This window comes from Oceanobacillus phoenicis (genome assembly GCF_047238145.1).
GTDB lineage: Bacteria > Bacillota > Bacilli > Bacillales > Amphibacillaceae > Oceanobacillus.
This window is the reverse complement of sequence record NZ_JBDFME010000001.1, coordinates 1,611,198-1,629,170: the sequence shown is the minus strand read 5'-3', so window position 1 is coordinate 1,629,170 and position 17,973 is coordinate 1,611,198. Positions and strand designations below refer to the sequence as shown.

Below are 17,973 nucleotides of genomic sequence, written 5' to 3'. Positions count from 1 at the left end.
TCACTATTCCTCCCAATTCTTAAAATCATCCTTATTTAAGTTTCTCAATTTACCATTATTTTCAATATCTGCTTCTACTTCTACATTCACATTAATGTTTGGATAAATTTCATCTACATATGTTTTCAGTTCCGAATTGGTATAGCGTGCTCGCATGCGATTGCTTATTCCCAATATATCAACTTGTTTCTCTTGCAATTTTTGCACAAGCTGTAAAGTATCACGTTCCATTTTCTCTTTAAACATTCGTTCAATATCTTTATCTGTTAAATCATCTTCAGCTTCAGCAACGATAACTATAAATTCTAATTTTATAGTGAGATTAATCTCATCTCCTATTTGGTTATAATCGTATTTTACTGCTCTATCTACCAACTCGACATTTGTTGTATCATCTATCGTTACAAATGTTTTTATCACTTCTTCATTTTTCAATAAGTTCATAATCATAACCTCGGTTGAGTCTATTGTGTCCACAATACGTCCATTTTTTAAAACAGATGCACCTAGATAATCCATTGTTAAATCTCTATTAGATCCAATTAACGGTACAGCAATGTTGGTAGTATATGAATTTATTCCTCGGTACACCTCCCATAAACTTACTTCTGGATCATAAATATCCCAACCTACTTGCTTCTCCAGAAATCCAAAAATAGGAGTACCCACTTCTTCAAAATTACTTATCATCAACTCCATATATTCATTCATATCCTCATCAATAAATGCAATGGCTGGAGTTGCGGGCATATCACGCATTCTCATAAACGTATTGATAATTTTCTCAATTCCCTCTTCTCCTAACTCCTCATCTATTACGATAAAATCGATATGTTCCAAGTCAATCGTTGTTTCGATTTTTTTTCGTACTTGTTCGATAGCGTCTATTACAGTTACCCCTTTCCCATCAACCTTAGCCAGATTTCTTTGCTCAGAAACGACGGATACGGGAATAATAAAATAAACATGAAACAACCCTTCTTCTTTCGTAACTCCCATCATAATCGGCATGGAGCGATAATTAATATCACGGGAGTCCCAACACCCAGTGAGTAATAGTAATGTAAGGAATGTGGCTAGCAGTTTTAACCAATGATTAGATTTCATGCTTATGCCTTCTTCCTATCCAAAAGATGAAAACCAAAAGACTAACTATCGTATAAAATCGAAAAGGCACAAGCCACATAATATGACTTTGAACTTGTTCCCAAGTAGAAATCATATTTGCAACAAAAGTAATCCCTATAACAATGAAAATTAAGGCAATTGAGGCGTGGAGATTACTAGTCTGGAACATAGTCTGATACAGCATTCGTAAAATATGTAATAACATACCTAAGAAGATTGTTGCATATAGTAAGAGGCTTAAGCCAAACAAACTAGTCAGCGTTTCAAAGATAGACCATTCAATATCAACTGTCGCCAACATTTCTATATAAGGGAATGTGAAATTCTTTGCTACTTCGTATCCAAATACTAATATTGGTGAATAAGCTGATAAGAATATAATTGGAATTAACAGCAAAGATGACCAAAATATTGTTTTAAAACTATAATTTTTCCCTCTTGGCAAGAAAGCAATAAATAAAAATGTAGGAGTTAAAATAAGAAACCCGGTAATAAAAGGAGATTGTATTAAAAAGTCAATACCATCAACTTTTGCTGGAAAAAAGTTATACCATTCCGCATTGTAAAAAGACAAAAAGAAAATAATTGCAATAATAAAACCTGAAGTTACCATAATTAAGAAAGTAGTACGAAAAATACTTCCCATCGAACCTAGACCAATATACGTTGCTGAAATAATAAATATAAGCATTACATATAGTAATGGTGTTTGATTAAGAAATAACACAGTTGTAAATTCAGCATACGTGCGGATAGCAGTAATTACCGTTCCAATGATAAATAAACCAATGGGTATAAAAACTATAATGGACACTACCCACCGATTTTTAGGAACATAATCCAAAATATTTGGTTGCTTTAATTTTGACATCCCGTACAGCAAAATTCCAAAGAAAACCATGTGAGAAATCCCATGCAGAAGAACTACTAACCAGTGTCCATTTTCTACGGTATCAATGATTAGTGATGGATAAAGAAGAAACATCAGCCCCATATTCACAATCAAAAAATAGGTTATCACTAATAAATTATTGATTTTCACTTTGAATCCCTTCCTTTTTCCAGCGGACATAAGGTACTCCAAAATTTGTAACACGAGCGATGTAGGAACATAGAACCAACAACCCAATTACATGTCCTAAGATTCCAAATAAAGCCGAGAAAATAACAATAATATATTTCATAAGACGTAAAGTGATTCCGTTCTCAAAGTTAACTATAATTCCATTTGCAATTGTAGTTGCTGCAATAACAATGATTAATACGCCACTCACAAGACTTGCTTCCACAATTGCCTGACCTAGAATAATACCACCAACCACTCCAATCGTATTCGATATCGTAAGTGGTAGGCGAACTGCCGCTTCTGTAATTAATTCAATAAGTAATAGCATGATCATGATCTCTATAAAAGCCGGATACGGCACAAATTGCCTGCTTTCTGTGATAGAAAGTGCCAATTGTATTTTGAGCATTTCCGGATTAATGGTAATTAATGCCACATATAAACCTGGCAAAAGAAGTGCTAACATAATCCCAACGATACGAAGTGCATAAAGTGAATACACAAACACACTTAAATAATTGCTATCACTAGGCTGTTTGAATATATCAAATACAGTGTTAAACAATACTAACCCAAACGGATATCCATCCATAAAAAAGACAAGTTTCCCCTGTTCTATATATTCCATCGCATTTTCTGGCAACTCTGTAGATGATACTCTAGTAACTAGGTCAAATTTAGAAAATCCAAGAGCAACATGTACATCTTTCACTTGCTTAATTTCATTTGGATATTCCTCAATTTTTTTCTTGATTCTTTCCATCATTTTTTCATCGGTTGTTCCTTTTAACATAATAAAAGAAAATTTTCGATTTCTATTGCCATGTGAAGTGGATAATACTTCTAAATCCTTGGATTGATACTTACTACGAAGTAAGCCAATGTTTTGTTGACTGCTTTCTGTAAAAGCATCTCTTGCACCATAAATAATCGATTCATTCACTGGTACATCTAGACTTCGATAAAGAGGTTGCGAAACCGGATCAACAATTAGGGATACTTCATTACTACGATCCCAAATCACTATTTTTCCTTCGTAAAGTGTTTTAAATTGCTCGGTTGATCGCATTTTCCTCCAAATTGAACTTTCCGAACGAACACTAATTTCTTGTAGGGGTTTTTCTTCACTCTTAACCAAGGTTTCAATCATTTTCCATGTAGCTGAAAAGTCGACCAAACTATCAAAACCAATGACATCATATTGGATCTCATTAATATAGATGGACTTCATTTGCAAATCTTTATTTTTTTTCTGTAAGTCCTCTACTTGATCAATAAAACCCATTTTTCAGCATCCTTTCCCTTCTCTACCTTTTATTTATGAACCAGGAAGCGATTTTTCATGCAGAATTATCCTATATTTTATCTCAAATAAGGAAATTCCCCCCACAAAAAAGAGCATCATCACCGATGTGACAATGCTCAGTATTTTAAATACTAGCGAGAAATAATATCAAGAACTATATTCTGCTTTATTTTGAGTTTGTAGCTTTTTCTTGCTAATCATTTTACCATCCGTTCCAATTCTACGGATAAAGAAAGATAACACTAAAGCTATCCCCATAATTAATAGAGAAATAAAGAATGAAAAATTAATTCCTTGAAGCATTGCTTCATTCATAATCTCTGTTTCCATAGCTGCCATCGCTTGTTCGGATGGCATTTGACTTGGATCTATACTATTCATTGCAGATTGCGCAAGTTCTTCAGCTTTTGTCTCTGTGCGATTATTCATAATTGTAATAAGTAGAGCTGAGCCAATCGCACCTGATACTTGTTGTAAGGTATTATTCATCGCTGTACCATGCGGATTTTCATGCATTGGCAACTGATTTAAACCGTTTGTCATTACTGGCATCATTACCATCGACATACCGAAACTACGTATCGCAAATACAAGCATCATTTGTCCAAATGTGGTTTCCAAGTCCAATTGAGTAAAAAAGTAAGTCGTTGACATCGTAATTAACAATCCAAGAATCGCTAATGTACGTGCACCAAACTTATCAAACAGTCTTCCCGTAATTGGAGACATGAACCCCATTACGAGTGCTCCAGGTAGCATTAATAATCCGGCTTCAAATGGTGTAAATCCGCGAACAGTCTGCACGTATAATGGCAATAGAATCATTCCGGAAAAAAGTGCCATTGCTAATACAATCGAAATCGCAGAAGATAATGCAAACATTGGGTATTTAAAAATCTTAAACTGTAGCATAGGCTCTTCCATTTTTAATTGGCGTAGAACTAAAGCAATCACAGAAATGACACCAATTATAATTGTTCCATATACATATGGACTGCTCCAACCTTGTTCTCCAGCAGAACTAAATCCATATAATAATCCACCGAATCCAAAGCTAGATAATATAATTGAAAATACATCCAGCTTAATTTCACGTTGAGGAGTTACATTCTTCAACTTGAACATTCCAATAACTAATGATAGTAATGCAATCGGAATAACAATATCAAATAAAGTTCTCCAGTCATAGTGCTCTACAATCCACCCAGATAATGTTGGGCCGAGAGCTGGTGCAACGACCATTACAAGACCGAATGTTCCCATCGCAGTTCCGCGTTTTTCGATTGGAAATGCAGTTAGCATAACGTTCATAAGTAATGGCATCATTACCGCTGAACCAGCTGCTTGTATTAATCTTGCAATAAGCAGAACAGCAAATGTTGGTGATATACTTGCTAATACTGTTCCGATTGTAAATAGCGACATTGCCGTTAAAAATAAACTTTTATTAGTAAAACGTTGAATCAAAAATGCACTTGCAGGTATTAATATACCATTAACGAGCATATAACCATTTGTTAACCATTGTACAGCAGTTGGACTAACTTCAAACTCGTTCATAATGGATGGTAATGCAACATTCAGCAAAGTCTCGTTTAAAATTGCAACGAATGCACCAATAAATAATATAGCAATCATACCGTAAGGCGGTTTTTTATGAAGTGATTCCACATCCGTCATCATTATACCTTCTTTCTTTTATATAAATCCTATTAATAATAGTTATTATCTTTTGAAACAAATTCATTACTCAATCATCTAGACTGACAGTATAAATATAGGAAAATATCATTTACCCAATTATTCTATCAATTGAGTACTCATCCGTTTTTAAGAAACTTTTTTCATTTTATACCCATAGTTCAAAAAATGCAATACTTATTTCTGTTAAATTTTATTAAAGTTGATAGATCAAAGTTTTTTAGATAAAATTAAATTATACTGACGTTATAAAATTTTTAGATAAGGATCGATTTGATGAATCATAAAAAAAAGCAAATTATTGATGCTGCTCAATCATTATTTATAAAAAAAGGATTCACTTCTACTTCAATTCAAGATATTTTGGATGTGGCATCTATCTCAAAAGGTACATTCTATAACTATTTCACCTCTAAAAATGAGTGTTTAATCGAGCTGTTACAACTAATAAGAGAAGAAGTAGTTTATGAACGAAAACATTTGGCAGCTTCAAAAGAAGCGAGTGATAAATCTGTTTTTATTAAACAAATTGCGGTAAGATTTCATATTGATAAAAAGCATAATTTACTTGCTTTATTTTCATCATTACCTACTAGTTCCACAGAAGATGATGAACTTCATATGTATATCAAAACACAATATTTACAGGAAATCGTTTGGATTGCAGAACGATTGACTTCTATATACGGCGATTTTATTAAAAACCATGCTTACGATTATGCTGTTAGTCTACTTGGCAATTTGCATTTTACTTCCAAGGTTTTGTACGATGTAAGACCCCGTACTATGGATGTAGAGACAATTATTAACTTCTCTTTAACCGAGTTAGACAATATTATCCGTACCCATTCAAATGATAAGCCTATCCTTTTCCAAACGGAATATTTTTATCCTTATATAGCAAAACCAAATGGCTCTTTAAAAGAATACAAGTTCGAAATGAGACAAATATTAACAAGTCTAGAACAACAAACAGATCGTGAAAGTGAACCAAAAACGAGTCACTTTATTGATTTTTTGTATGAGGAAATAGAAACAAAAGAACCAAGGATATTTTTATTAGAGAGTGTTATCCAATCGTTAATTCATGCATTTGAAGGATCTGATAACGAAAACAATGCACGGCATCTATTGACCTTGCTTTACTATATGGAAAATCTCGCATCAAAAAAAACGCTGTCCAACAAGTCGTAAATTCACTTGTTGGACAGCGTTTTTCACTATAAATGGGATTTTTATCCTTGTCTCTTCAAACGCTCTATGAACTCCTGATGAAACTCATAATGAAATAACTGCTTCGCTTCATACGTACCTACACTTATATCTCGATTGGTAAGCAATCCATTTAATTCAGACATATATTTATTTACGTTTTTTATATCTACAAACTGGTTATTTAAGATATTTGAAGCATTATGATCAAAATCGTACATCTTGTCCACTGTATCTAAAACATGTCTCCTTGAATTTCTAATGTTTTCATGAAATTCTTGATCATCCAAATTAGGAATAGATACAATATCTCTTATGGAAGAAAGACTACGGTTAACGGAGTCCGTGAGTGACATGGTCACATTACCAGCCTTCTTTAATGATTGCTCTACATCTCTACGTAAAAAATCTTCATCAATCCAGCCATTATCACTAGGCTCAATTTGATATAAATTCATTCTTATTTTTCTTAAATTCGCATCATAATTCTCAATCATATCCAGTACATATTGCTGTAAAGGTAAGTGTGTCTCACGATAGAATGTACGTACTGATTCAGCTGCTTCCCCTGTAAATATCTCTTCAGACTCCAATAAACTTTCAACAGCTTTCTTCATTTCATCAAGCTTTTCACGAGATTGGTTCAGCATAGATTGCGTTTGATCGATTTGTGTATGTAGTTGTTTAATATCCATTGTTTTCATATCTAACACACCACCTTTGATGAACGCCTCTATACAATTTCTTTGACATTCATGCAAATCATTCTACTACTATTATAATGAAAGTTACCATAAAAGATAAGCGGTTTTCTGATAATTAAATCAATTGAACTAAAATATTTGGGGTGATTTTTATCAAAATAGTTCTTTTCACATAGGAGACTGTTGTGCAAACAACCTTTAAGTATCTACAGTTAAAATGATGCACAGCGTAATATTATTAATGTGGAAAGTTATCTGAATATAATCTAAAGAAGATCGTCATCGAGGTTTTAATGTATTCATTACATTATAGTCCGAAAATTCCCCTTTATAATATCCTACCATATGTTTATACAATAATAATAGACACCTTTAGACCCATATAGTATACTTAGCACGATGATTCTTAAAGGACGTGAAGTCATGAAAAGATTGATGTTGCTTTTATTTTTTACAATTATTTTATTCTTATCAGCGTGTTCAGAAAATAAGGAAGATATTGTTGAGAAAACACTAGAAACAGAAGATACAATAGAAAGTTATGCTACTGATTATGGAATTGCAATCGATGTTAAGACAGAATTTCGAGATGAATCTTCTTCCGTACAAGGAAATGCAACTATCGTCGAAAATCCAGCAGCATTGCATCAGGTATTCACATCAACAACGTCGAATGGTGAATCAACCGTAGAAGGATATATGGTTGGTGAAGATAGTTATATTAATGAAGGTGATGTGGAATGGATCTACCAACAGATCGAACAAGACGCTATACAATTTGAACCATCCTACAAAGATATTCTTAATATTATTGATCAAGTACAAGAGCATACGGAGTTCACAGAACAAGATAGTACATATCAACTTTCATTTGAAGGGTTCAATCGAGAAATCTATGATACGTTAGCAAGTCCCTTCAATGTAGAGCTAACAGGATTCAATGTTGATGATGATGTAAAACAAAAACTAGTCATTTTAATAAACAAAGAGGACCATACCGTTCAAGCATTACAGTATGATATTGCAGCAGATAATCAGGAAACAGGAAAAGTTACGATGGATATTCACATGGATTACAACAAATTTAATGAAGTGGAAGAAATCACGATCCCTGAGGAAGTGAAAGATTCTGCTTCCTAATATGGATGAAGCACAAGCCGATTACCAACGATTGATAGTCGGCTTTATTTATGGAAGCACATCGTTGCAGGGAGTGTATTACTTTCCTTCCAAATCTGCTTCACCATGCTTATCTCATATATACGCAACCTAAGGTAAAAATAATCCTCTTTTATGTGCACCAATTATAAGAAATTTTTAAAATTCTCCCAGCCCACCGACCTAAGTTTCTTTCTCACTTCTCTTGCCCACCCTTTGACAGCTACTAATGTTACTTTTTCCTGATCGGCTATTTCCTGTTGAGACATACCCTCTATTACATAATAACGGACCCACTTCCATTCTTTTTCAGTTAGTAAACTACGTGTTACTTTCCAAATTTCTCTATCTAAGTCCAGATCACTTCCAGCTATCATCTCTTTGTCTATTAATATATGACTAACTCCAGAAGGATTACGATAGTTTCCAGGTGTGAAATCTACTTGATATTGATATTTGAACTTTTCCAACCGATCCTTCTCTTTCCCCCCTTTTCGAATTGTGTCAATGAGTCGATTTCGAATCGTATAATTCATATATGTGGAAAGTGGTCCTTTATCTGGTTGATAGTTTTCATATGCTTTCCACATTGCTACCAGACCTTCTTGAAAATATTCCTCATCTTTGTCGTCGATTTGCAATTGATGTATTTGGTAGTATATCCTCCGCTCATTTTGCCTGAGAAATTCCTCTAAATCCCAGTTTTCTTTCATCTTTTTCCCTCCAGTAAATATAAAGTACTATTATCATAGCTAACAGCTTTTAGATTTGCATTGTTGCTAAGAATGTTTTTACTAGTAGAAAAAGCTATATTTTAAGGATATTTTTCAATTTTGCTTCCATCTACAATAGATAAAATTGGATATCTACGGTAGTTTTAGCAAGTTAAGATATAATTTTATTTTAAGCGATATGTGATAGGAAGGGGTCTTTTGACGCTTTACATTGGACAAATGGCAGGTGTGGTTTGAATGCATACAAAAAAACCGAACGAAGTTTAATGATTAATTCATCGTCCGGTTTTTTGTGCAGCAATAATTTAGTCGTGGCTTCTCTTACCCTTATTCCTATCATAATTCTTCTTATCTTCTTCTCTAACATTCGTAATCCATGCACGATCCTTATCCATCATTTTTTTAGCAGCGTATATCGTCAGGAACTGAATAAAGATAATCGGCAGACCCATAAGACCAGAAACAACTTCTAGTGGTGCTAAACCACCAATTCGCATTAAAATAAGTGCTACAACTGTAATAATAGCTGCTACTATAATACGTAAATTTCTTGAAGGTTCCGCCTTACTCATATTTTCCGTTCCTGCATAAGATGCAATCGTATATGTTGTTGAATCAAGTGTTGTAGTTAAGAAAATCATAGCGATTATGATAAATACAACTAACACTATATTTCCTAACGGTAAGGACGATAAAATTGCTGGTATCGCCGCCATCGGATCTTGATTAGATATAATATCTAAGACCGCAACTTCATCATTTACATATTTATATACACCTAATCCTCCTAATACTCCTGATGCAATCCAAGAAATCATTGTTGGAGCAAGAAGGTACGTCAAGATCATTTCCTTAATCGTACGCCCTTTAGATATTTTTGCAGCAAACACACTGTGTAACATTGCCCAAGTAGCATTATAAGCAAACCAGAAAATAGTATTACTTTCAATATGTGTCGCTTCTCCATTTCCCAAAGCATTTGTATGAAAAGAAATATCGGCATAATTAGAAATTAAAAATCCAACCGTATCTGTAAAGTAATTAAGAATAAATACTCCTGGACCAATAATCATAATAAATAATGCGAATGCTCCAGCTAAGTACATATTCAACGTACTTAATCGCTTAATCCCCTTTTCTATACCAAGGTAGGCACTAATAGAGAATAGCAATACCCAAACAACAGTGACAACGAGTGTTAAACCAAACGACAGCTCTATATTTAGTAATTCTGCTAAATTATAGGTAACAATCGGTGCTCCTAAACCTAATGTAACGGCGGCACCTGATAAGATACTAATTAAGAATAAAATATCTAGCACTATACCACCGATTCCATCAGTAAATCGGTCACCAAATAAAACTCTACACGCTTCAGATATACGCATCATTGGCCGTTTTTTAACATGTAAAATATATCCCATTGCTGGCGCAGCCATTACAAATACTGCAAATACTTGAAAACTCCAAAGGAACATGCTGTATGCACTGCCCCATAGAATTGCAGCATCTGAACCAGCCTCTGCTCCAAACGGTGGATTTACTGCCACATTTCCCCATTCTATCATTGATGTGCGCATAATTGTTGATCCTAAACCCATTGCAACTAAAATAGAAGCATACTCAAATAATGTGAAACGAGGCTTTTCCATCGGATCTCCTAATACAACTTTCCCATATTTTGAAAATGAAAAATACAATCCAGCAATGAGTAATATTATTCCATACCACAGATATCCCCAACTAAAAGAATCTACTACTGTATTAAATATGGAATTTAAAAGTGACAAAGATTCATCTTCATACAAAGACAATGGAATACTAATTCCTATAATAATAATAATAGCAGGTAGAAAAATCTTATAATCTATAAGTCCTTTCCTTGAACTTTTATCTTTACTCATGGTAGTACCTCCACTAAATTAAATTCAACTGTGTTTACCACATAGACCAATCGAATAAACATATTTAAAAGCTATTATAAGTAGAAGGTTCCTTTTTATTTGCCAAATTTATAAACTCTGTATTTAGAGCCAGATTCATCGTTTATTCCTATTATCCAATCATTAATACGCACTAATTATTCGCTTAAGAAAAAACCGAACCTACCATATTCAGGTAAGTTCGGGAATAATCAAAAACCTAATTGCTATTCTTCTTTTGTCACATCACGTAAATAAGGAAAACTACTTGGAAACTGATAAAAGCCCTGTACTTCATCACGCAAACCTGCTAGTAATACCGAGTGATAAAGTGGAACGATTGGAGCTTCATTAATAATGATTTGTTGTGCTTCTTGATATAATTCAAGTCTTTTTTCATCATTTCCTTCTTGTCTTGCTTTTTCTAATAAGTCATCAACTTCCTCATTTGCATAAAAGGAGCGATTCCCTGGACTTCCTGCATTTGCCGAATGGAACATTGGATACAATCCATAATCTGCATCCAATGTTACAGTGCCCCAGCTACCGACAAACATATCAGCTCCACCATTACCAGTAACCTCAAGATAATTACCTATTTCCGTCATTTGAATTTCCACTTGAATGCCTATCTGTTGTAAATTTGATTGAATTACGGTTGCTATATCACTTGTAGTTGTATCGTAAGCGATAACTGTTGTTTCAAATCCATCTTTATAACCAGCTTCTGCTAATAACTCTTTTGCTTCTTCAACATTTTGTTCAATTGGTTGCAATCGATCGCTATGTCCAAAAACAGTTGGAGCAAGTGGACTTTCCGCCGGTATTGGAATTCCATTCATTGTACCATTAATGATTTCATCTTTATTGATAGTCATTGCAATTGCTTGACGAACTCTTTCATCTGTAAAAGGTTCTCTTTCAACGTTAAAACCAACATAGGTCATGCTCGCACTTTCTGATCGTTTGACATATGTTCCTTCATTGGTGTCAATCTCTTCTACATTATTTGCATTCACTGGATAGATGATATCTGAGTTACCAGTTTGAATCTCTGCTACACGTGTTTGATCCTCAGGTACAGAACGAAAGGTAACGGAATCTACACCAGCCTCTTCTCCCCAATACTCGTTATTTTTAGCAAGGCTAATCTCACCATCTATTGATCTTTCTTCAAATTGAAAATATCCTGTACCTACAGGGTGATCATTAATAGTTGTAAAAGGTTGCTCCCCGTTTTCAATTGCTTCATTATCTTTATTAATTGATTCTAAGCTAATCATATGACCACCTGGATGTGCCAGGTGAGATGGCAATGCAGAGAAAGGATATTCCGTTTTTATATGTACGGTGTAATCATCAATTATTTCTACTTCTTCAATCATATCGAACAAAAATGCTAATGGAGACCCAATTTCTGGATCAAGCACACGATCTAAATTTGCTTTAACAACTTCTGCATTAAAAGTACTTCCATCATGAAACGTAACACCTTCTCGCAATTTCGCTTCCCAGACAGTATCCTTAATCTGTTCCAAACTTTCTGCTAATGCTGGTTGAATCTCTAAATCTGTATTTTGTTCCACTAATGTATCATACATCGCATTCATTACATATAACGAATTTCCATCATTCGCTGCATGTGGATCTAACGATACTGGCTCTGCTGCCAAACTTACATTTAGTTGGTTGTTTTCATTTTGTTCATTATTACTCGATTCCTCATTCGAACTACCTTCATCTGAACATGCGGCTAATACTATTCCAATAAATAATAATAAACTAATCATTACACTCTTTTTCATTATCCCCACTCCGTTCTATCTTGTTGTATACACAGAAACTTATAATCCCCATAAGAATACTAAGGTTTATTATAGTCGAAGACATACCCCTATTAAAGAGATATGCCTGAAAATGATTAATATTATTAGCTGCTTATTCGAATTAGTCCTTATCCTTCATTCGAATCTCTAATCCACCGAATTTCTTAGCAAAAAAATTATAGAAAAATGCCATGATAAGTGAAATTAAAACATAAAAAACAAGTAACCATCCAATCATTAAAAATATAGATAAAAGCCCATCCCATACGGATGAAAAATCTTCATTCAAATCACTAAATCTAAATAACATGATCGTTATAATCAATAAGAAAAATGGAAAATACAAGTATGCCACTACTTTCATCACACTTTTGTACGTAACACTGGTAATCTCTTGTATCTCATCTTCCACTTTTATTTGATTGCTATCATTGTTTTGACTCATCCCCATCTTTACACCTCCCGCCCACATTTAATATAGTATATTTTTCCTAATCCGAATATAAATAAACCAATTTTAGGTAATTAGCATGGTTTTAGTATAATTTATCTAGTTTCAATTGAAAAAAGATTTTCTATTGCTATAATAAGACTGAAAATAATAAATAATAACTATACTCAATAATAAATGCAGAAGTGTAGAATAGTTAAAATAGGAGTGATTCCCATTGTTTATAAGCAGCTTTGCAAGTGCGGAACAAATCGCAACAAAAATGCAAAATGCTTCTGATTCAATCTCTAACGCCACCAACACAACAATCCTCAAAGCGACCAACACCACTGTATCTATAAACACAATAGCACAAGAGGCAAATGAAGAGGCAATACAATTAACTCAATTATTCAATCAATCCTTCCAAACGACCATCCAGAATATACAATCCGTAGCTAGCGATTTTGAAAGATTAGATGATGATCTTGGTAATGGTTTTGCAGGTCCTTTTTTCTTTAGTGAATATATGAATGACCTAAAAACATATAATAATGCCAAAAAAGGTTGATAAACATGAACAAGGTGGATGCAATAAATAAAAAAATATCTCAAGTACAAGAAGAGCAACAAACTGTTACAAAATCGATTACAGATATAGAAAATGAAGAGAATGATTTAGCAGAAATAATAAAACGAAATAGTCGGTTGTTTAACCAGCTAAAATATTCATGGCACAAAGACAAGGAACTTAGTAATGTTTTTGATAATGACAAGAGTGAACTTGATCATTTCACACGTAAAATCTCAGAAATACTTCATGAAAGACGGGTTGAATTATTAAAGAAGAAAAAAGAGCTTCATATGTTTGAAGAGGATTTAATGTATCAACGAAAGTTGCTTCACATGGAGGGAAAATAATGAGTCTTAATATGTATCTAGGAGAAACAGACACGCAAAGGAATAGTATGAACAAAATATGTATAGAGATTATCCAATCAATGGAACAAGTTCGATCTTCTATTTATTCTTTTAATAGAGCTTTGCTATTACAAGGGAAAACATATAGTTCAGCAAAATCTTATCTCACTGACGTATACCTTCCCCTAGCTCAAGGAATCATCTACCTTTGTGAAGAACTCATTCGTCAAAATGATAATTATCCAAACGAATTCCGAGCGCAAGTAGCAACCACGGACGTCATTGAACAAGAAGTAATTGAACAAATTCAAGAAATTGATAAAAGTATTGAAGCTTTACGTGACACTACAGTTGTTCTACCGTTTCAAACCATGATGATTCAAATTTATATTCGAATGAAACAAAAACTCCAAGAGAAATTAGAGAATCTCTATACGTATAATTCGAGATCCAGTAGTAACTTTGACACAGCGCTAAGCCTTGCTAAAGCAGTTATGGCTGGACTTCAACAAGTGCAAGACGGAAATGGATTCAACAGCGATAATGGTACCTTTCAAACAAAAGGAATGGATTTAAGTTGGATTTCCACAATAGATGATATTCATTACACTCGAAAAGCAGAAGAGCACTACGCAGAATATCTTCAACAATATCCAGAGGATAAAGATAAATTAATTGAGATCATTAAATATGAAGAATCTAATAGTCAGTATGTAGATCAAACAAATGATTTTCTCTCCCCTCTTGAAGACAAAGATCAAATAGAAATTAAGTTTCTTATGTATACCTCAGAAGAACCTTATCGCACGATGTCTTTAAAGTATTTAGACGAAGTGACTATTGCAGATCCTGAAGCAGGTGGTGGAGCATTCTACCGGTCTAGTGATAATAGCATCACAATGGGTAGTATAATTGAGGATCGTACAAATGCCAGAGGTTCATACTTTACTTTTTTTCATGAATTAGGCCATGCTATTGATTATAACCATGGGGTAGAGAATGGTATGGATGGATTTTACTCCGATTATTACACATCAGATGGTAAAACATTAGCAAATCATATGCATGGAGATGTATCAAACAGAATACAGATCGGAATTAACAATAGACTTGAAGATTCTAAATATGACGAGTACTCTTCAGCGGAAAAACAAGCTATGGTAAATAATATTACAGAGGAATTTATTTATGAAGGTCCATCCAACATTTCGTTAACAGCTGAAGAAGAAACGCTATATAGTGAAGTACAGACACAAATATCTCGTGAATTACAAGCAGATGAACATAATAACGCATCTGATGTATATGGTGGCGTAACCGTGAATGAAATTGTTGGCAAATGGGGACACCACGACAATTCCTATTGGATAGATGAGAATTCAGAAGAAAGAATCAATGAACCAAATAAAGAAGGGTTTGCAAGTTACTACGCAGCTTACATGCTCGAAGACTCTGATTTCAAAGATAAGCAGTTAAACAGTGTTGATGAATTCTTGCCAAATTCTAAAGAACACATGGATGAAATGCTTAATAACATGAATTAAAGGTGGGAGCACATGTCCAAATCTATTAAATACCTACTACTTATCGTAGCCTGCATTTTCTTAATAAGTTGTCAACAGTCAGAAGGAACTAGCGGGAGCGACACAACTGATCCAGATAATACAGAAGATAAAAATAGAGTAGATGAAGGCGAGGATGATAACATGAGTGAAGTAGATATCTATGACTTTAAAAATATTGAAAAGGCACCAGAAGCTACTGAAACGCAACCCTTAGAAAATGTGATCAAAATTTTCTTTGACGAAACAAAAATAGACGCTCCTTATCAAGCAATTGCTATTGATATTAAAAATAATGAAATCTATAAAAATCCTATTATCAGTCGTAGGGGGTTACGTGCACAAGACGGTGTAACCAAGGTAAATAGAGCTGATGAAGTATACGACATATTAGCAGAACATGATATACAAAACTGGGAAGAAGATTATACATTTGAAGACGCTGAAACATATGAGGATGGTTACAGTTGGAGGCTATGGTTACAATATGAAGACGGAACCATTGAGAAACATGGCGGAAAAGGCACAGATGTGAAAAAACTTACTCCAGATAACTTCGTAACATTCGTAGATGAACTAAGGCAATTTGAAAAACAAAAATTAGAGGAAAAATAATACATAAATATCCGAACATACTCATCAACGAGAGTTTGTTCGGATATTTATTTTATTTAACTCCATTATTTACAAAACTTGTTGTTGTTCAATTTGTTTAACTTTCCGATGACTGTTCACATGTTCTGCCCACAGACTTCCAGCAATCATAACTCCATAGCCAAGTATAGAGCTATATAGCAATGCGGTAAAAACATGGTCTTGAATCCCAAAACCAGTAAGAATCATGAAGCTACTCGCCCCGACGATTACTGAAGCAATTGCCCCAACACGATTTGCTTTTTTCCAGAAATAACTTAATGTTAACGGCGCAACTACACCACTAATAATTGCCGATGTCCCAAACTGTAGCAATAACGAAAGAGATTCTGGTCGATTAAAGGACATATATAACGAAAGTAGTCCGATAATAAACAACGCAATTCGGGCTACTCGGACTGCCTTCCGGTCGATTTGCTTCGCTGATACATCTTTGTTTTTATAAAGCAAAGGAGCGACAATTACTTTATAAATGTCATTTCCTATGCTAGTCGTGATTCCTAGATACAAGCTATCTGTTGTTGATAGAATAGCAGATACTATACCAACCACAATCAGTACAATCAATACTGTAGGGAAGTACTCCAATACATATGCAGGAACGGCACTATCGGATGATGATAAACCTGGAATTAGAACTCTTGCTGCTAAACCAGCGAACACAGAGAAAGTAGATAAGAAAAATAATGTTACTCCTGCCGATAATGTAAATTTACGAAGATCTTCCTTTTTCCCAACAGATAATACTTTATTCATTAATTGTGGGAGAAGAACGAAACTAAGCAAAAACCATTGTATTGCCATGATGGCGAACCCACTATAAAATGGACTACCGGCAGCAGTCGGAGCAGTTAATGCAGGATCAGCATTATTTAATTGTCCAGTTAGGTTGTCTAAAGTTCCCCATCCTCCTCCAATTGTCCAGAAAAGAGAGATAAAAAGTAGAACGGAAATAACGGACATCACAATACCTTGAATCCCATCTGTAATCAATTGTGCATACGCTCCACCCATACTAATATATAAAATTGTCAATGTGACTCCAAACAGGATTCCCCAATAATATGGAATTCCTATAATTGTTTCAAACATCGTTGCTAATCCTACGTTTTGGGCAACAATATAATAGATGTTAAATAGAATTAATAACGCTACAATCACTTGTAAGGCTTTACTATTATATCGATTGCCTAGCCATTGTGGTAGTGTTAAACTACCTTCATTCTTTTGACCCTGTTTCCAAAACTTTTTCGTTATAAGCAATAGGCCAATCCATGTGACTCCAAAACATCCTAATGTATACCAAAGTACAGATGTACCATACATATACGCCCAGCCAGGAACACCTATAAATAAATTAGCACTAGAATAGGTTGCTCCAAAACTAATTCCAATTATCCATGGACTTACCTTACCTTTAGCAATGGAAAAACCCTTCATGGAACGACTATATTTAGCTCCACGTTTACCAAACCAAGTGATGAGCAAAAAATAACCGACCATACATGCTCCGATGATCCACGCAAGAGTCGTTTGATTATCTGTCAGCATTCGTATCCTCCTTCGTTCCCTTTGGGTAGATTTTATTCCAGACAATCAAGCCAATTATCCAGAAAACGACAACTCCAATAAAATAAAATGTGATCATC

The 17,973-nt window shown here is 34.2% G+C and carries 15 protein-coding genes and 1 pseudogene; 6 read left to right on the top strand and 10 right to left on the bottom strand.

Annotated elements, in window-relative coordinates; translation table 11 throughout:
* Window positions 1–3 precede the first annotated feature (3 nt).
* The 4 genes from ABC346_RS08190 to ABC346_RS08175 all read right to left on the bottom strand — a co-directional run bounded on the left by ABC346_RS08190 (window position 4) and on the right by ABC346_RS08175 (window position 5,180).
* Complete coding sequence (locus tag ABC346_RS08190) at window positions 4–1,107, bottom strand: Ger(x)C family spore germination protein (RefSeq protein WP_413234390.1); 1,104 nt, start codon at window positions 1,105–1,107, stop codon at window positions 4–6.
* Window positions 1,097–2,170 (bottom strand): GerAB/ArcD/ProY family transporter, encoded by a 1,074-nt coding sequence (locus ABC346_RS08185; protein ID WP_413234389.1) that lies wholly within the window; start codon window positions 2,168–2,170, stop codon window positions 1,097–1,099. The genes ABC346_RS08190 and ABC346_RS08185 overlap by 11 nt, the downstream gene beginning before the upstream one ends.
* On the bottom strand, window positions 2,157–3,479 hold the full coding sequence (locus ABC346_RS08180) for a spore germination protein (RefSeq protein ID WP_413234388.1): 1,323 nt from the start codon (window positions 3,477–3,479) through the stop codon (window positions 2,157–2,159). Before ABC346_RS08180 ends, ABC346_RS08185 begins: the two co-directional genes overlap by 14 nt.
* 168 nt (window positions 3,480–3,647) lie before the next feature.
* Window positions 3,648–5,180 carry a DHA2 family efflux MFS transporter permease subunit gene (locus ABC346_RS08175; protein WP_413234387.1) on the bottom strand — a complete coding sequence of 511 codons (1,533 nt, stop codon included), beginning with the start codon at window positions 5,178–5,180 and terminating at the stop codon, window positions 3,648–3,650.
* 297 nt (window positions 5,181–5,477) lie between these two features.
* Between ABC346_RS08175 and ABC346_RS08170 the strand changes: the two genes are divergently transcribed.
* Entirely contained in the window at window positions 5,478–6,395 is a 918-nt protein-coding gene (locus tag ABC346_RS08170; RefSeq protein WP_413234386.1) for a TetR/AcrR family transcriptional regulator, read from the top strand.
* A 41-nt stretch (window positions 6,396–6,436) separates the two neighbouring features.
* Here the strand turns inward: ABC346_RS08170 and ABC346_RS08165 are convergent, their stop codons facing one another.
* Window positions 6,437–7,117: a ribonuclease YeeF family protein gene (locus tag ABC346_RS08165; protein WP_413234385.1), complete on the bottom strand. Its 681-nt coding sequence runs from the start codon at window positions 7,115–7,117 to the stop codon at window positions 6,437–6,439.
* A gap of 423 nt (window positions 7,118–7,540) precedes the next feature.
* Here ABC346_RS08165 and ABC346_RS08160 point away from each other — a divergent pair, with 423 nt between their 5' ends.
* Window positions 7,541–8,257, top strand: coding sequence for a DUF6612 family protein (locus ABC346_RS08160; RefSeq protein WP_413234384.1), 717 nt, complete (start codon window positions 7,541–7,543; stop codon window positions 8,255–8,257).
* Between the two features lie 164 nt (window positions 8,258–8,421).
* Here the strand turns inward: ABC346_RS08160 and ABC346_RS08155 are convergent, their stop codons facing one another.
* From ABC346_RS08155 to ABC346_RS08140, 4 genes are all read right to left on the bottom strand, one after another.
* Window positions 8,422–8,988 (bottom strand): sigma-70 family RNA polymerase sigma factor, encoded by a 567-nt coding sequence (locus tag ABC346_RS08155; RefSeq protein WP_413234383.1) that lies wholly within the window; start codon window positions 8,986–8,988, stop codon window positions 8,422–8,424.
* Between the two features lie 326 nt (window positions 8,989–9,314).
* Entirely contained in the window at window positions 9,315–10,913 is a 1,599-nt protein-coding gene (locus tag ABC346_RS08150; protein ID WP_413234382.1) for a BCCT family transporter, read from the bottom strand.
* A 245-nt stretch (window positions 10,914–11,158) separates the two neighbouring features.
* Window positions 11,159–12,736 (bottom strand): glutathione ABC transporter substrate-binding protein, encoded by a 1,578-nt coding sequence (locus ABC346_RS08145; protein ID WP_413234381.1) that lies wholly within the window; start codon window positions 12,734–12,736, stop codon window positions 11,159–11,161.
* Window positions 12,737–12,878: 142 nt separating this feature from the next.
* A complete protein-coding gene (locus ABC346_RS08140; RefSeq protein ID WP_413234380.1) occupies window positions 12,879–13,208 on the bottom strand; it encodes a hypothetical protein in 330 nt (109 codons plus the stop codon).
* A 217-nt stretch (window positions 13,209–13,425) separates the two neighbouring features.
* Here ABC346_RS08140 and ABC346_RS08135 point away from each other — a divergent pair.
* The 4 genes and pseudogenes from ABC346_RS08135 to ABC346_RS08120 all read left to right on the top strand — a co-directional run.
* Window positions 13,426–13,689: pseudogene (locus ABC346_RS08135) on the top strand (TIGR04197 family type VII secretion effector); the annotation flags it as partial.
* Window positions 13,690–13,763: 74 nt separating this feature from the next.
* Window positions 13,764–14,108, top strand: coding sequence for a DUF3958 family protein (locus ABC346_RS08130; protein WP_413234379.1), 345 nt, complete (start codon window positions 13,764–13,766; stop codon window positions 14,106–14,108).
* Window positions 14,108–15,652, top strand: a complete 1,545-nt coding sequence (locus tag ABC346_RS08125) for a T7SS effector LXG polymorphic toxin (protein WP_413234378.1) — start codon at window positions 14,108–14,110, stop codon at window positions 15,650–15,652. Before ABC346_RS08130 ends, ABC346_RS08125 begins: the two co-directional genes overlap by 1 nt.
* A 12-nt stretch (window positions 15,653–15,664) precedes the next feature.
* On the top strand, window positions 15,665–16,285 hold the full coding sequence (locus ABC346_RS08120) for a hypothetical protein (RefSeq protein WP_413234377.1): 621 nt from the start codon (window positions 15,665–15,667) through the stop codon (window positions 16,283–16,285).
* 69 nt (window positions 16,286–16,354) lie between these two features.
* Here ABC346_RS08120 and ABC346_RS08115 read toward each other — a convergent pair whose 3' ends face one another.
* On the bottom strand, window positions 16,355–17,875 hold the full coding sequence (locus ABC346_RS08115; protein ID WP_413234376.1) for a sodium:solute symporter family transporter: 1,521 nt from the start codon (window positions 17,873–17,875) through the stop codon (window positions 16,355–16,357).
* Window positions 17,876–17,973 lie beyond the last annotated feature (98 nt).

Bases quoted from the DNA above. Each gene is read 5' to 3' on its own strand.
- ABC346_RS08130 (WP_413234379.1), top strand. From the start codon at position 13,764: ATGAACAAGGTGGATGCAATAAATAAAAAAATATCTCAAGTACAAGAA.
- ABC346_RS08165 (WP_413234385.1), bottom strand. From the start codon at position 7,117: ATGAAAACAATGGATATTAAACAACTACATACACAAATCGATCAAACG.
- ABC346_RS08155 (WP_413234383.1), bottom strand. From the start codon at position 8,988: ATGAAAGAAAACTGGGATTTAGAGGAATTTCTCAGGCAAAATGAGCGG.
- ABC346_RS08160 (WP_413234384.1), top strand. From the start codon at position 7,541: ATGAAAAGATTGATGTTGCTTTTATTTTTTACAATTATTTTATTCTTA.
- ABC346_RS08115 (WP_413234376.1), bottom strand. From the start codon at position 17,875: ATGCTGACAGATAATCAAACGACTCTTGCGTGGATCATCGGAGCATGT.
- ABC346_RS08170 (WP_413234386.1), top strand. From the start codon at position 5,478: ATGAATCATAAAAAAAAGCAAATTATTGATGCTGCTCAATCATTATTT.
- ABC346_RS08175 (WP_413234387.1), bottom strand. From the start codon at position 5,180: ATGACGGATGTGGAATCACTTCATAAAAAACCGCCTTACGGTATGATT.
- ABC346_RS08145 (WP_413234381.1), bottom strand. From the start codon at position 12,736: ATGAAAAAGAGTGTAATGATTAGTTTATTATTATTTATTGGAATAGTA.
- ABC346_RS08180 (WP_413234388.1), bottom strand. From the start codon at position 3,479: ATGGGTTTTATTGATCAAGTAGAGGACTTACAGAAAAAAAATAAAGAT.
- ABC346_RS08120 (WP_413234377.1), top strand. From the start codon at position 15,665: ATGTCCAAATCTATTAAATACCTACTACTTATCGTAGCCTGCATTTTC.
- ABC346_RS08140 (WP_413234380.1), bottom strand. From the start codon at position 13,208: ATGGGGATGAGTCAAAACAATGATAGCAATCAAATAAAAGTGGAAGAT.
- ABC346_RS08125 (WP_413234378.1), top strand. From the start codon at position 14,108: ATGAGTCTTAATATGTATCTAGGAGAAACAGACACGCAAAGGAATAGT.
- ABC346_RS08190 (WP_413234390.1), bottom strand. From the start codon at position 1,107: ATGAAATCTAATCATTGGTTAAAACTGCTAGCCACATTCCTTACATTA.
- ABC346_RS08150 (WP_413234382.1), bottom strand. From the start codon at position 10,913: ATGAGTAAAGATAAAAGTTCAAGGAAAGGACTTATAGATTATAAGATT.